Origin of the sequence: Candidatus Clostridium helianthi, assembly GCF_045310795.1 — a bacterium.
Lineage (GTDB): Bacteria > Bacillota > Clostridia > Clostridiales > Clostridiaceae > Clostridium > Clostridium helianthi.
The window spans coordinates 43879-56378 of the sequence record NZ_JBJIAB010000018.1; the positions used below are offsets into that span (position 1 = coordinate 43879).

General features: G+C 30.3%; 12 protein-coding genes. 7 read left to right on the forward strand and 5 right to left on the reverse strand.

The window, feature by feature from the left end; all coding sequences use genetic code 11:
- Window positions 1-347 precede the first annotated feature (347 nt).
- Window positions 348-2342 carry a methyl-accepting chemotaxis protein gene (locus ACJDTP_RS14585; RefSeq protein WP_406761640.1) on the forward strand — a complete coding sequence of 665 codons (1995 nt, stop codon included), beginning with the start codon at window positions 348-350 and terminating at the stop codon, window positions 2340-2342.
- A gap of 260 nt (window positions 2343-2602) precedes the next feature.
- Here the strand turns inward: ACJDTP_RS14585 and ACJDTP_RS14590 are convergent, their stop codons facing one another.
- Both ACJDTP_RS14590 and ACJDTP_RS14595 read right to left on the reverse strand, forming a co-directional pair.
- Entirely contained in the window at window positions 2603-3847 is a 1245-nt protein-coding gene (locus tag ACJDTP_RS14590; protein ID WP_103697969.1) for a DUF4179 domain-containing protein, read from the reverse strand.
- A gap of 66 nt (window positions 3848-3913) precedes the next feature.
- The gene (locus ACJDTP_RS14595) at window positions 3914-5203 is read right to left on the reverse strand and encodes a DUF4179 domain-containing protein (protein ID WP_406761641.1); all 1290 of its coding nucleotides are present in this window, start codon (window positions 5201-5203) and stop codon (window positions 3914-3916) included.
- 320 nt (window positions 5204-5523) lie between these two features.
- On the opposite strand from ACJDTP_RS14595, the gene ACJDTP_RS14600 reads away from it, so the two are divergent.
- The 4 genes from ACJDTP_RS14600 to ACJDTP_RS14615 all read left to right on the forward strand — a co-directional run bounded on the left by ACJDTP_RS14600 (window position 5524) and on the right by ACJDTP_RS14615 (window position 8385).
- A complete protein-coding gene (locus tag ACJDTP_RS14600) occupies window positions 5524-5934 on the forward strand; it encodes a helix-turn-helix domain-containing protein (RefSeq protein ID WP_406761642.1) in 411 nt (136 codons plus the stop codon).
- 61 nt (window positions 5935-5995) lie between these two features.
- On the forward strand, window positions 5996-6385 hold the full coding sequence (locus tag ACJDTP_RS14605) for a hypothetical protein (protein ID WP_406761643.1): 390 nt from the start codon (window positions 5996-5998) through the stop codon (window positions 6383-6385).
- Between the two features lie 607 nt (window positions 6386-6992).
- Complete coding sequence (locus ACJDTP_RS14610) at window positions 6993-7574, forward strand: RNA polymerase sigma factor (RefSeq protein WP_406761644.1); 582 nt, start codon at window positions 6993-6995, stop codon at window positions 7572-7574.
- On the forward strand, window positions 7567-8385 hold the full coding sequence (locus ACJDTP_RS14615) for a hypothetical protein (RefSeq protein ID WP_406761645.1): 819 nt from the start codon (window positions 7567-7569) through the stop codon (window positions 8383-8385). The genes ACJDTP_RS14610 and ACJDTP_RS14615 overlap by 8 nt, the downstream gene beginning before the upstream one ends.
- A gap of 107 nt (window positions 8386-8492) precedes the next feature.
- Here ACJDTP_RS14615 and ACJDTP_RS14620 read toward each other — a convergent pair whose 3' ends face one another.
- Window positions 8493-8870, reverse strand: coding sequence for a winged helix-turn-helix transcriptional regulator (locus tag ACJDTP_RS14620; protein ID WP_406761646.1), 378 nt, complete (start codon window positions 8868-8870; stop codon window positions 8493-8495).
- 195 nt (window positions 8871-9065) lie between these two features.
- Here ACJDTP_RS14620 and ACJDTP_RS14625 point away from each other — a divergent pair, with 195 nt between their 5' ends.
- Window positions 9066-9629, forward strand: coding sequence for a flavodoxin family protein (locus ACJDTP_RS14625; RefSeq protein WP_406761647.1), 564 nt, complete (start codon window positions 9066-9068; stop codon window positions 9627-9629).
- A gap of 300 nt (window positions 9630-9929) precedes the next feature.
- Here ACJDTP_RS14625 and ACJDTP_RS14630 read toward each other — a convergent pair whose 3' ends face one another.
- Window positions 9930-10451, reverse strand: coding sequence for a TetR/AcrR family transcriptional regulator (locus ACJDTP_RS14630; protein WP_406761648.1), 522 nt, complete (start codon window positions 10449-10451; stop codon window positions 9930-9932).
- 115 nt (window positions 10452-10566) lie between these two features.
- On the opposite strand from ACJDTP_RS14630, the gene ACJDTP_RS14635 reads away from it, so the two are divergent.
- Window positions 10567-11592 carry an SDR family oxidoreductase gene (locus ACJDTP_RS14635; protein WP_406761649.1) on the forward strand — a complete coding sequence of 342 codons (1026 nt, stop codon included), beginning with the start codon at window positions 10567-10569 and terminating at the stop codon, window positions 11590-11592.
- A 217-nt stretch (window positions 11593-11809) separates the two neighbouring features.
- Here the strand turns inward: ACJDTP_RS14635 and ACJDTP_RS14640 are convergent, their stop codons facing one another.
- Window positions 11810-12409 (reverse strand): TetR/AcrR family transcriptional regulator, encoded by a 600-nt coding sequence (locus tag ACJDTP_RS14640; protein ID WP_041898485.1) that lies wholly within the window; start codon window positions 12407-12409, stop codon window positions 11810-11812.
- Between the last annotated feature and the right edge of the window lie 91 nt (window positions 12410-12500).

Sequence of the window (12500 nt, forward strand, 5' to 3'; positions counted from 1 at the left end):
AATATAAATTGATGGATAAGGTTTGTAATTAAAAGAAAACAGTAATGATGAATTTTATTAAAAGATAATAAGAAATTTTAGGCTGGCTGCGGAATATTTAAAGAAATATGACTTATGGGAGCAAATTCGACCATGTATAGAGATGCTTTTTCAATAATATAGAGAATAGCTTTAAAATAACAAAATATTTCATGAAAACCAATGATAATAATAATACGAATTTTGATGAAAAGATGGTATAATAATATTATTAGGTCAAAAATTGTATAAAATATGAATTTAGGATCGATATTAAAGAGGATTAATCATCTTAAGTTCAAGTATTAATTATATTAAAGGGGGATATTATGAGAAGTATAAAAACAAAATTAACGGTATTCTTTGGGCTGATAATAGGAATTGCATGTATTGGATTAGGCATAGTTTCGGTTATAAGCTCATTAAATGGATTAAAGTCAAATTTAAATAAGACTTTACCTAGAATTGCAGAGCAAACTGCAAGTAATATTCAAGGAAGAATTGAGGGAGAATTAAATTCACTAGAGGCCATTGCTGCAAGACCAGATATAAATAATCCTAATAGCTTATTACAAGACAAAGTATCGATTCTTTTAGGTGAAGTTAAGAGGATTGGTTGCAGTAGACTAAGTTATATAGATAAAGATGGAAATCTTATAAATACATTGGGATTAACAGCTAATGTAAAAGATAGAGACTATTTTAAGAAAGCTATGAGTGGTACAAGCAGCGTATCAGATCCGTTAATAAATAAAACTGATGGAAGTCTTATGGTTATATATGCAGTTCCTATTAAATACAATAATGAGATTATAGGAGTATTAGCAGAATCACAAGATGGTAATGACTTAAGTGATTTAACAGATCAAGTTAAGTTTGGGCAAACAGGCGCTTCATTTATGATAAATAACAGTGGAGTAGTAATAGCCCATAAAAATAGGGACTTAGTTACTCAAATGTATAATGGAATTGAGGCAGCAGAAAAGGATGCTAATTTACAGGGGCTAGCAAATATTGAAAAGAAAATGATCTCTGGAGAAACAGGGTTGGGCGAATATCAATATGAAGGTGTAGATAAGTTTGTAAGTTATGCTCCAGTAAAAGAGACTAATTGGTCTGTAGCAGTTACAATAGCAAGAAATGAAATATTATCAGAATTAAGCACCTTGGAAATTTCAGTTGCATTATCATCTATAGTATTCATATTAATTGGACTTGGGATAGTATACATAATTGCAAACAGTATATCTAAGGGAATAAAGTCTACATCAAAGCACTTGGAATTATTAGCAGAAGGTAATTTATGTGAGGAGATTTCTACTAGGTATTTGAATTCAAAAGATGAAATTGGTGTTATGACTAATGCGATGAAATCAATGCAAGAATCCTTAGGAACAATGATTAAAAAAATAAAAGAAAATTCTTCAAATATTAATTCACAATCAGAAAATCTAGCATCGATATCAGAAGAGATAGCAAGCGTATCACATAATGTTGCAGAAGCAATATCTGAAGTTGCGAAAGGGACAAGTAATCAATCTGAAGAGTTAATAAATATAACAGATATTCTTGATGAATTTAGTAATAAGTTGTCGAGAATGGTTAAAGAGATACAAGTTGTAGATTCGAATTCTAGAGAAATAAGTTTAATGGCAAATGATAGCAGTAGCGAGATGAAAGGATTAAATCAATCAGTAATAAATGTGAGTAATTCATTTAAAGAGTTTTATAGTAAAGTTATATCGCTTGGAAAAGACATAAATGAAATAAATGAGATTACAAGCCTTATAAATAGTATTGCAGAACAAACAGATTTATTGGCACTAAATGCTGCTATTGAAGCAGCTAGGGCAGGAGAAGCAGGAAGAGGATTTTCAGTAGTTGCTGATGAAATAAGAAAGCTTGCTGAACAATCAAAAGAATCATCTGAAAATATTAGTAAATTAATAAGTTTAATATCTAATAATGCTGATATCATAGTCCAAGAATCGACCACTATGGATGATGAAATGAGAAATCAAGGTAAAATTATAGATAATTCAATAGCATCTTTCAAGAAAATAATACAAGCAGTGGATGAAGTAATTCCTAAAATTGAAACAGTTAAAAGTTCTGCTGATAATATAGAAAATGATAAGAATGCCATTTTAAATAGAATAAATGGATTATCTTCAATTTCAGTAGAAGTCTCGGCATCAGCAGAAGAAATTTCAGCATCATCAGAGGAAGTGAATGCTTCAACAGAAGAAGTATCTTCTTCTGCACAAATGCTTAGTGATATGACTAATGAAATGATAGAGGAAGCAAATAAATTTAAAGTTTAGAATAAAGAATTCTAATGGGATATAATGGAATATGAATTTGAGAAATGTATTTCTAAAGTTTTAAACACTTTGTTTATGGAATGAATCATTAAGATGTTCTTGAGTCTCTTAAATTAATAGACACAAGAAATTATGTATTTAATAATAATTTAAGATTCTTAATAAAATGAAGCCTCACTATAAATTAGATATCTATAGTGAGGCTTCATTTGTTTAAATAAATATCAGGTATCTAGATTTAGACTATAACTTTGATATATTTATTTAGATAATTGAATCTCATCCCCAACAGTATATGCATTAATTAAACTTATAGTTGGATCATAGTCTATTTGAGTATTTACATCTTTTTTTACATTACTAAATTCTACAATATAACCCAAAGAATCATTTGGGTCCTTAGAGAAAGTAGTGCGTTCGTTACCGTCGTAATAATCATGATCATAATAATCTTTTTTACTATTCTCATGTTTATAATCCATAAACAAACTACTTGCAAGTAATAAACTTTCTTTTTCATTTACGCCTTTTAGATAAACTTTTACGCTATTATCGTCTCTTTGAATATTATAGATTTCGCCTTTACTTCCATCAGAAAAATCAAAAGTCTTGGCATAACTTACATTATTGATAGTCTGCATGTCTTTATCATTATGTTCTTCTTTATATAAGTTTTTTTGATCCTTTGAGTTAATAGTAAAACTTATAGGGATTAAGCTTATAGCTGTTTGATCTTTGATCTTTTCATAAGTTGCTCCTTCTGCGTCATAAGTAGTTACCATTGACCTGTCATTTTCATCACTGCCAGATGAATAGCTATTAGAATGTCTCAACAAATACATTTTATCTCCAGCTTTTAAGATAAAGGAATGTTCTGTTAATACATCATTATTCCTCATTAAAGAAGTTTCTTCCGGTTCACTGAAAGAAAGATGAGTCCCCAAAATATCGGATTCTAACTTATTAAATGTAGAATTAAATTGAGGAATTTTAATTGAATAATCCTTTTCCATTGAATTTTTTAATGAGTCTGAAAAATCAACGTTTGCATCTAATCCAACATTAACCTTGTATTTTTGCATTACTACATCAATTCTTAAAGGGCCTTTTTCAGGTAATACAGATTTATTCAATCTATATTCAATGGTTATAACTAATGTCTTGTCATCTGTATGTATAAATGACGTACTTCCACCATTAAATTTATTGTCACCATAATTTAATAAAACATTTGTTTCTTCTCTGTCATCTTTATCAAAAGGCGTTGGGGTTTGTATTGTGATTGTAGCTTTGAGGTCATTTTTTGTTCCAACAACACTGTTTAGAGTTATCTTGACTCCATTTTGCTCAACAGAATTGTTATTTCCAATTAATCCAGAGTTAACTGCATAGGATGATTGAGCTTGTACATTATCAACAGCAAAGGCAGGCATTTGAATAAGGCCAACAATTAAAGCAGCCCCCAGTATGGAGCTTAATAGCCTATTTGTTTTTTTGTTTATCATAAAATCTCCTCACTTTAATAATTTTTTATATTGATACAATTTTCCATAAACTTAATATAGGGTTCATTAATTTGATAGTTTTATTTCATCACCCATTTTGTACATACTAATTTCTTTTAGCATATAACTAATATTTAAAGTAGCAGCTTTATCATTATCAACATTATCAAATTCTACAATGTAGCCAAGAGAATCTTTTGGATCTTTATAAAAACTTACAAATCTATTGTAATGATAAATAGTAGCATCCTTTTGTCCTTTAACATGATTATAGTTCAAAGAAATATTGCTTGCTATAATTAAACTTTCTAACTCAGACTGTCCTTTGCAATATACCTTTACACTATTATCATTTCTTTCAACATTGTATATTGTGCCTTTCAATCCGCTAGAAGAGCTGAACTCTTTTTCGTAGCTTAAGTTGTTTGCAGAATCATTGCTAGTGTTTTTATTACTATTATTGGATATTATATCAGAGTCATCCATTGACACTTTATAAAGCATTGGAATTACACTAATATCCTTTCCGTTTTTAATATTATCATAAGTTGGCAATTTAGATGAATAATGTCCAATAATTGTTCCGTCGTCTCCAATGCTATCGCCCCTAGAATCTAATTTATAAAAATTGTTATCAACTTTTAATAATATTTGTGAATCCCAAAAATCATTATTGTCATCAATGTTATGTCCACTGTGTTTAGGTCGAGTATAACTTACGGTTGTCCCCATAGAATCTGAATCTAATTGTTTTAAAGTATAATTAATTTCAGGTATTGTGCCTGTAATATCTTTAGTAAATACTTTATTAATAGAATTAGTGAAATCTACAGGTACATCCATGCCAATATTAACTTTATAATTTGAAAGTACTACATCAACTCTTAAGTTTCCACTTTCAGGATATTCACCTTCATAATTATTCTTTTCTAAGGTTAAAAACATAGTTTTATCATCTGCATATTGTCTAGAAGAGGTAGAGCTAAAGCCGTAATCTTTGTCACCATATGATACTTCAAAAAGCGAATTATTATGTTCAATTGCTTTAGGATCAGTAATTCCTTCAATTTTAAGAGTTACTTTTAAATTATGTTTTGTGGCTAGTACACTATTAACAGTCACCTTAATTCCATTTTCTTCTGAACTTTTATTTATAGCTATAGAATAATCTTTAATTGGTGTGGCTGTATTATCTGTATAAGTAGCACTAGCACTAGTGGTTGTAGTAGTAGCAGGCGCCATTGCTGCTATAGTATCATCAGCAAAAGCTGATGTATAAGTTATACCGGAAGCTAACATAAATGTCATAATCCCCAATATAGGACCAAGAGTTTTGCTCAATTTTTTATTTATCATAAATATCTATCTCCTTTACTATAGTTTGTATGTAAAACTTTGTAAGCAATTTTGTCTTCATTGGTATTGTATACCATTTCTTCAAATTTTTCATCTTAAATTTACCATAATTTTTACAATGAGTAACTGGAAAATAATAGATAAATATGCTACTTTATTTATTGTTTATGGTATGATAATAAATGTTAATTTTGATGAAATTACAATTATATGTAAAAATACTGGTGTTAACAAGCCCAATATAAATTTAATGATCTGCATTGTATGCTATAATTAGTAATAAAAAGTAAATGTTTGTAAAATGGGAGAAAGATAGTTATATGGAGGAATATACAATTAGTCAAATTGCTAAAATGGTAGGTGTGAAGAAGGAGACAATTAGGTATTATGAAAAGTTTGGATTATTACCACTACCTGAAAGGAAGAGCAATGGTTATAAAATATATACCAAGCGTCATATTGAGATGATGGAAATAATTTTAATAGTAAAAGACTCAGGGTTTACTCTAAAGGAAGTAAAAGATTTTATTTCTATTCAAGAAGAAAATGAAATTTCTCAAAATGATTTATATAAGGAAATGATATTAAAAAAAATAGCATTTATTAAAAAGAAAATACAAGATTTACATAGTCTAAGAGAGGGATTAGAAAAGGTTGTATATGATATTGAAAATTATAATATAAGAAGGTGTATTGAAATAAAGAAACAAAATAAAATTAATATTGACTAGGTAGTATACTACAGGGTTTATTATATTAACAAATACAATATAAAAAAGAGGTGATGTTAATATGATAGGTTATATTGTTTCATTGATATGTGCGATTATTACTTTTGGAATGGCTTTATTACAGTTGTCAATTACACTTGGTGCTCCATTTGGTGAATATGCACTTGGAGGAACAAGTAAAGTGCTACCCCAAAAGATGCGTTTAATAAGTTGTACTTTCTTTTTTGTATTTATCTTTGTAGGTATGGCTTATTTGCAGTGGGGTAATATACTGTCTATAGGGTTTAACTCTATGTTTGTAAAAATAATTATAATAGTTAATACTCTATTTCTAGGATATGCAATTATAGGGAATGGAATACTGACAAAAAGTAAAAAAGAGAAATATGTAATGACTCCCTTTTCAATTATACAATTCATATGTAGTATAGTTACATTTTTTACTGCATAAAGATAATTACAATATATATTAAAATTATTAGAGCTGATTATTATATTATAGGATAATAAAAATACTGCATTATGATATGTGCTATTTTCTACGTAAGAAAATAGGGATGTACTAAGCTATCTACAAAGAAATAACAAAGATAGTAATGCATATGTTAATCTCTAAAATAACTATAAGCAAAACTAGATATGTAGAATCAATAGAGATTAACATCAATGATAATTTAATAATGTATCTAAGTAATAGAGGAGAACCAAGTCCATATTATGGAGGCGGTTCTCCTTTCTATTTTGACTTTAGAAGAAAGATTATGATAAATTCTCTTAATAGAAAGATATGTATATAGTAATTTTGATAGTATAGGTTCTCAATTACAAGAAATATAATTGAAATTGGTGGATGTTTGATTGTCATATAGTAGTAAAAGGATTTTAATAAGAATAGGAAAAGCAATAATTTGTAAGGTATTTTAAAGGTAGCATTAAAAATTGTGACTATAAATGGTATAAATTGAGGCGTCAAAAATTTTTTCTGAAAATGAACCAATTAATAACTTAATGTCTCTAATATATAGATGCATCGATAAGAATCGAAGGGAGAGAGCAAAGTGTCTGAAGAAGAACTTGTCATAAAAATCCAGTCTGGTGATATGAACGCATTAGGTGAATTGTTTGAAATATATAAAAATGAATCATTCAAATACTCATATCTTATTACAGGTAGTAAGTATACAAGTGAAGATATTGTACAAGAAGCATTTATAAGCTGTTATAACAATATAAGAAGTCTTAAAAATCCTAAATTTTTTAAATCATGGTTTTTTAAAATGCTTACTAGAATTGCATGGAGATATGCAAAGAACGATAAAAAATCAATGCCAGTTGATAATATTTTTGAAAAGGTAGATGAAAAAAATATTGATACTTCTATAGAGCAATATTTGAGAAAAGAGAAAAATAATAATCTTTATGCAGAAATTGAAAAGCTTGATTTAAAACAAAAAACAGTAATAGTTCTATATTATTTTAATGGTCTTACAGTTAATGAAATAGCAAAAGTAATGGGGTGCTTTGAAGGAACAGTCAAATCGAGGCTTCATAGTGCAAGAAAAAAATTAAAAAGCAGTTTAATTAAATGTGACGATGAATATAATCATAGAAATTTAAAGAGGGTGGGACTTGATGGATAAAAATTTTGATGAAAATATAGATCAAAAAATTAAAGAGGCCTTAATTCATAAAGCAGATGATGCTTCAGTATCTGAGAATATGTTTTTCAAAATTAGAAATGAAATATTAAAAGAAAAAGATAATAAGGGAGTTTTTACTATGAAACATAAATTCTTAAAACCAAAGACATTTATAATTGCAGGAATGGTCATTATTGCAACAACCGTAACATGTGTTGCAGCAACTAATCTTTCTGGAATATTTAGTTCATCATCTCATCTAACTGAAATTAAAACTTTTCCAAGTAAAGATAAAGTAAACGAGACTGTTGGCTTTACACCTAAATATGTTGAATCCTTTAATAATGGATTTAAATTTGATACATTTAACTACGCAAACAATGAAGTTCGTAATGAAAAAGGAGATGCTACTGAAAAATACAAGAGCGCAGATTTTGATTATAAAAAAGATGGTTCTAAAAATGGGCAGATTTTAGCCATGTCAGCTGAAAAAACAGATGACAAATCTTTTTATGGAAACATGCCAAAAAATGCTTCTGAAGTAGAATATAATGGAGTTAAAATCATATATACTAGTAGTCAATACAAATCAGTTCCAGAAGGATATAAACCAACAGACGAAGAAAAAGACTTAGAAGATAAGGGGCTTCTTGAAATTGGATATGGAAGCGAAAAAGATGAAATAAAGGTTAGTCAAAATCAATCGGTTATGTGGTATGAAGATGGACTATCTTATTGCATTATTAATATGGATTATACTGAATTAAGCAAGGATGATATGATCAATATGGCAAAGGAAGTTATAGGATAAAAATAAGCTCCGAGGAATTACACGAAGGGCTTTATTTAGTAAATGTATAAAGATAGGCTACATTGTGGATATAAGTTCCAAAATGTAGCCTGTTTTATTTCAATATATTATTTTGAAATTTCTTTATTCTTTATATAATCATCCCACCAAACTGTTAATTCATAAAGTAATGGCAATAGATTTCTTCCCTTATCAGTTAAAGTGTATTCTACTCTTACAGGCATTTCGTTATATTGATTTCTAATAATTAATTCATCACTCTCAAGTTCACGTAATGAATTTGCTAGCATTGTATTTGTTATTCCTGATACGTCTCTCTTTAATTGATTAAAGCGGCATACGTCCTTTCTTAGTAACTGCCCTAATATATTCAGTTTCCATTTGCCTCCGATTACTTCCAATGCATCTTTTATAGGGCATTTTTCATTAAAATTTGATTCTTTCACTATATTTAAATATTTCTCTGATTCTTGTTTGCTTGCCATATCTACTCCTCCTAGGTAAGAAAAATAATACCTGATCATTAAATTCTGCGTTCTTGTTAACATAAATTTATTTAAGTACAATAATTATATCAAGTACTTTTATTTGAGTAAATATCAAATGAAGGAGAATAAATATGGTAAGTAGATAGTTAATCTAATTTAAGAAATATTTGTATTTAAAAGGAGAGATATTAAATGTCAAAAGTGGTTATTTTTAATGCTAGTCCAAGAAAGAATGGATATAATTCAAAATTATTAGAACAAGTGGCAAAAGGTGCTGAGTCTAAAGGTGCTGAGATTATAGAATTTAATTTAAACGATACTGGAATTCGTGGATGTCAAAGCTGCTTCTATTGCCGTACTCATGATGGTTGTGCTATCAATGATTATCTTAAACCAATGTATGAGGCTATTAAAGAAGCAGATGCTATTGTATTTGGATCTCCAATCTACTACTATCAAATTACAGGCCAAGCAAAAGTTTGGTTAGACCGTACATTTCCATTGATTGACCATGATGGAAACACCATTACACCTAGACATCCAGGTAAAAAGGTAGTAACAATATTTACTCAAGCTAATTCAAATCCTGAAGTAGGTGCAGAAGGTATTAAATATGTTACTAATGTCTTCAACACATATGGCTGGAAACTAGAGGATAATATTCACGTTTGTGGAGCTACTCTTGTTCCTGATTCAAAAGCGTTAGAGGAATTTTCTTTAAGAGCATTTAAGGCTGGGGAAAATCTAGTTGGATAGAATCCTAGAAAAATATTATAGATAATAATATAGGAAATCAATATAAAACTTATAAAAAATAAAGCGTAATGAAGATAGAACATTTAGAGATAATTGTTCTATCTTTTTTAATATTTAAACATAAATTATACAGAATTATTTATGAACTTCTCACTATACTAGTATGTTAGATATTGTATTGCTTATCGAAAGATATTTTGGTTAAAAATCTGCCTTTATACCTGATAAAAAGATTGAGTACTAAGAGCTATTTGCCCAACAATTAATAACAATATACGACAAGTGATAAAGGCAGAAATTTTAAAAAGTCTTTTTTAATGTATCAAATTGCTTAAAGAATTCCATTATTTCTTGGAGCGGTTTTTGCTGTCCACTTAGAAACCATTTTCGCCAAACAGCATAAACGCCTGCTGACATGAAAGTTGTCCAGTATTCACCACTATCAGGAGCATAAAATTTGTTTATTTCTTCTATGAAAATCTGCTGAATGATTGGTTCATATCCACGGTCAACAGATGAGAGTAAATCATCACTAAAGGTACTGAAAAACTTTAATTGGATATCAAATTTATCAGAGAAGGATGGATTTTGATGAATCGTATAAAATACAGCTGCAATCTTTGGTTGATAATACTCATATAAAATCTGCTCGAGATCGTTAAAATTTCGATAAAAAGCCATGCGGCTTACCCCTGCCCGTTTACAAACTTGTGAAACTGTTAATTCCGACAATTTTTCTGTTGCAAGCAACTGCAGCACAGCTGTTGTTATAAAATCCTTTGTATCTTTTTTGATGGCTTGCGAGTGATTTGTTGCTGCCATTACAATACCTCCCTTATTGTCACATATGATCGTTTCTGTGTTGATTTCATTTTGATAATAGTATATTCTAATTGCACAGAGGTTACAAGTGAAACTTTAGTGAGGGGGATTTATTATGGAAAAAGAATTAGTTTTAGTAACAGGAGGAAGTGGCTTCATTGCCGTACACATAATATTAAAGCTTTTGGAACGGGGATATAGAGTTCGTACAACACTTCGTACATTTTCACGCCAGGATGAGGTTAAGTCAATGCTTGCAAAAGGCGGAGCAGTTAATTTTGAAAATCTTGAGTTTATACAGACAGATTTGACAAGTGATATAAACTGGATAGAGGCTGCAACTGATGCAAATTATGTTATTCATGTGGCATCACCAACACCAGCCACACGTCCTGATGATGGTGATGAAATGGTGAAAATGGCGGTTGATGGTGTATTGCGAGTGATGAAGGCAGCGAAAGCGGCAGGTGTTAAACGTGTAGTCCTAACTTCTGCTTCAGGGGCAGTGCTTGCAGGCCATAAATCTCATCCGGAGATTTTCACAGAGGAAGATTGGACTGACTTGTCAGGCAATATTGATGCATACCAACGTTCAAAAACTATGGCAGAGCTTGCAGCTTGGGAATTTGCAAAGAAAGAGAATATGGAACTCGCTGCTGTTAATCCTGTGGCGGTAATGGGACCTGTACTTGGACAGGATTTTTCTCACTCTAATCAAATTATTCGTGCGATGCTAAAGGGGGATATGCCATTCCTCTTAAATATTGGATTTGATTACGTTGATGTGAGAGATGTTGCAGAATTACATTTGCTTGCGATGACATGTCCAGAAGCAGCTGGAGAGCGATTTATTGCTACTACAGGTGAAAATTTGACATATAAAGAAGAAGCGAAAATTTTGCAGAGATACTTAGGAAGTACAGCAAAAAAAGTATCTACTAAGGCACTGCCGGATTTCATGATTAAATTTATGGCGATTTTTAAAAATGATTTGCGCATGCCAGCAACGTTTTTAGGACAAAACACAGCTTGTAGCAACGCAAAAGCTAAAAAGTTACTTGGCTGGCAGCCAAGATCAGCAGAAGAAGCAATCGTGGCAACTGCAAAAAGTATGATTGAACTTGGATTAATTGATAAATAGACATTGAAATTATATTAAGTTTCTCTAAATAGCATGCAATCATTAAGTATCGTCTTTTAAGAGAAAATGGAGATTGACAGGGATACGGTGAACCGTATTGTAAATAAATACGAAAACAGCCCAGAAGCAATATATTACAATGCTTCTGGGCTGCTTTATATTAAGGAATATTGGTGATAAGCAGAAAGACCGACACTTGTGTTACAAAAAAGAGGCATCAGGCTTTAAACACCGGAAGCAATATTTCATCAACCAATAATTTGAGCCGTTCTGCGTCAACCACATTATTGTACATAATATATTCCATACGAATCAAATCAAATGGCAAAGACAGAGTCTGATTGCTGACATCCTTTATTTGCTCACCACGAGCCTTAGCTAATTTCAATAATGCTCTCATGGTTATGATATTCTTTTCTGTAGCATTTATTTTGACCTCATCAAGCTTTTCATTGTTTTGGCTCATCTCGAAAATTAAAGCGTTCATGATTTCCAAACCGACGTATGTATAAACTCTTTGGTAGATTGTAAGTAAATATAATAAGTCACCTCGCAGGCTACCAGTATCCTCTATTTTATCAATTAACTCACCATCCAGCGCCGCATTGAATTTGTACACCATGATTTCTCGAATCAGGTCATAGGTTGTATTCCAGCGGCGGTAGAGTACAGTGCGGCTAGTTTTTGCTCTTTGTGCTATTTGTTGAAATGTGAGATTGGCATAACCAACTTCTTTGATAATCTCCACGGTAGCTTCATAAATACTTTCGTTTAGCATATCTCCACGCTTGCGGGTATTCTTATCTGATTCTCTCATTAATGCGCATCTCCTTTAATAAGACTCTAACAACATTATAACATATCTTTTAAAAATAATTAAGATACATATTGTATCTTAATTGAAGGCG

Coding starts and splice junctions, on each gene's coding strand:
- ACJDTP_RS14590 (WP_103697969.1), bottom strand. CDS start 3,847: ATGATAAACAAAAAAACAAATAGGCTATTAAGCTCCATACTGGGGGCT.
- ACJDTP_RS14625 (WP_406761647.1), top strand. CDS start 9,066: ATGTCAAAAGTGGTTATTTTTAATGCTAGTCCAAGAAAGAATGGATAT.
- ACJDTP_RS14615 (WP_406761645.1), top strand. CDS start 7,567: ATGGATAAAAATTTTGATGAAAATATAGATCAAAAAATTAAAGAGGCC.
- ACJDTP_RS14620 (WP_406761646.1), bottom strand. CDS start 8,870: ATGGCAAGCAAACAAGAATCAGAGAAATATTTAAATATAGTGAAAGAA.
- ACJDTP_RS14595 (WP_406761641.1), bottom strand. CDS start 5,203: ATGATAAATAAAAAATTGAGCAAAACTCTTGGTCCTATATTGGGGATT.
- ACJDTP_RS14640 (WP_041898485.1), bottom strand. CDS start 12,409: ATGAGAGAATCAGATAAGAATACCCGCAAGCGTGGAGATATGCTAAAC.
- ACJDTP_RS14585 (WP_406761640.1), top strand. CDS start 348: ATGAGAAGTATAAAAACAAAATTAACGGTATTCTTTGGGCTGATAATA.
- ACJDTP_RS14605 (WP_406761643.1), top strand. CDS start 5,996: ATGATAGGTTATATTGTTTCATTGATATGTGCGATTATTACTTTTGGA.
- ACJDTP_RS14630 (WP_406761648.1), bottom strand. CDS start 10,451: ATGGCAGCAACAAATCACTCGCAAGCCATCAAAAAAGATACAAAGGAT.
- ACJDTP_RS14635 (WP_406761649.1), top strand. CDS start 10,567: ATGGAAAAAGAATTAGTTTTAGTAACAGGAGGAAGTGGCTTCATTGCC.
- ACJDTP_RS14600 (WP_406761642.1), top strand. CDS start 5,524: ATGGAGGAATATACAATTAGTCAAATTGCTAAAATGGTAGGTGTGAAG.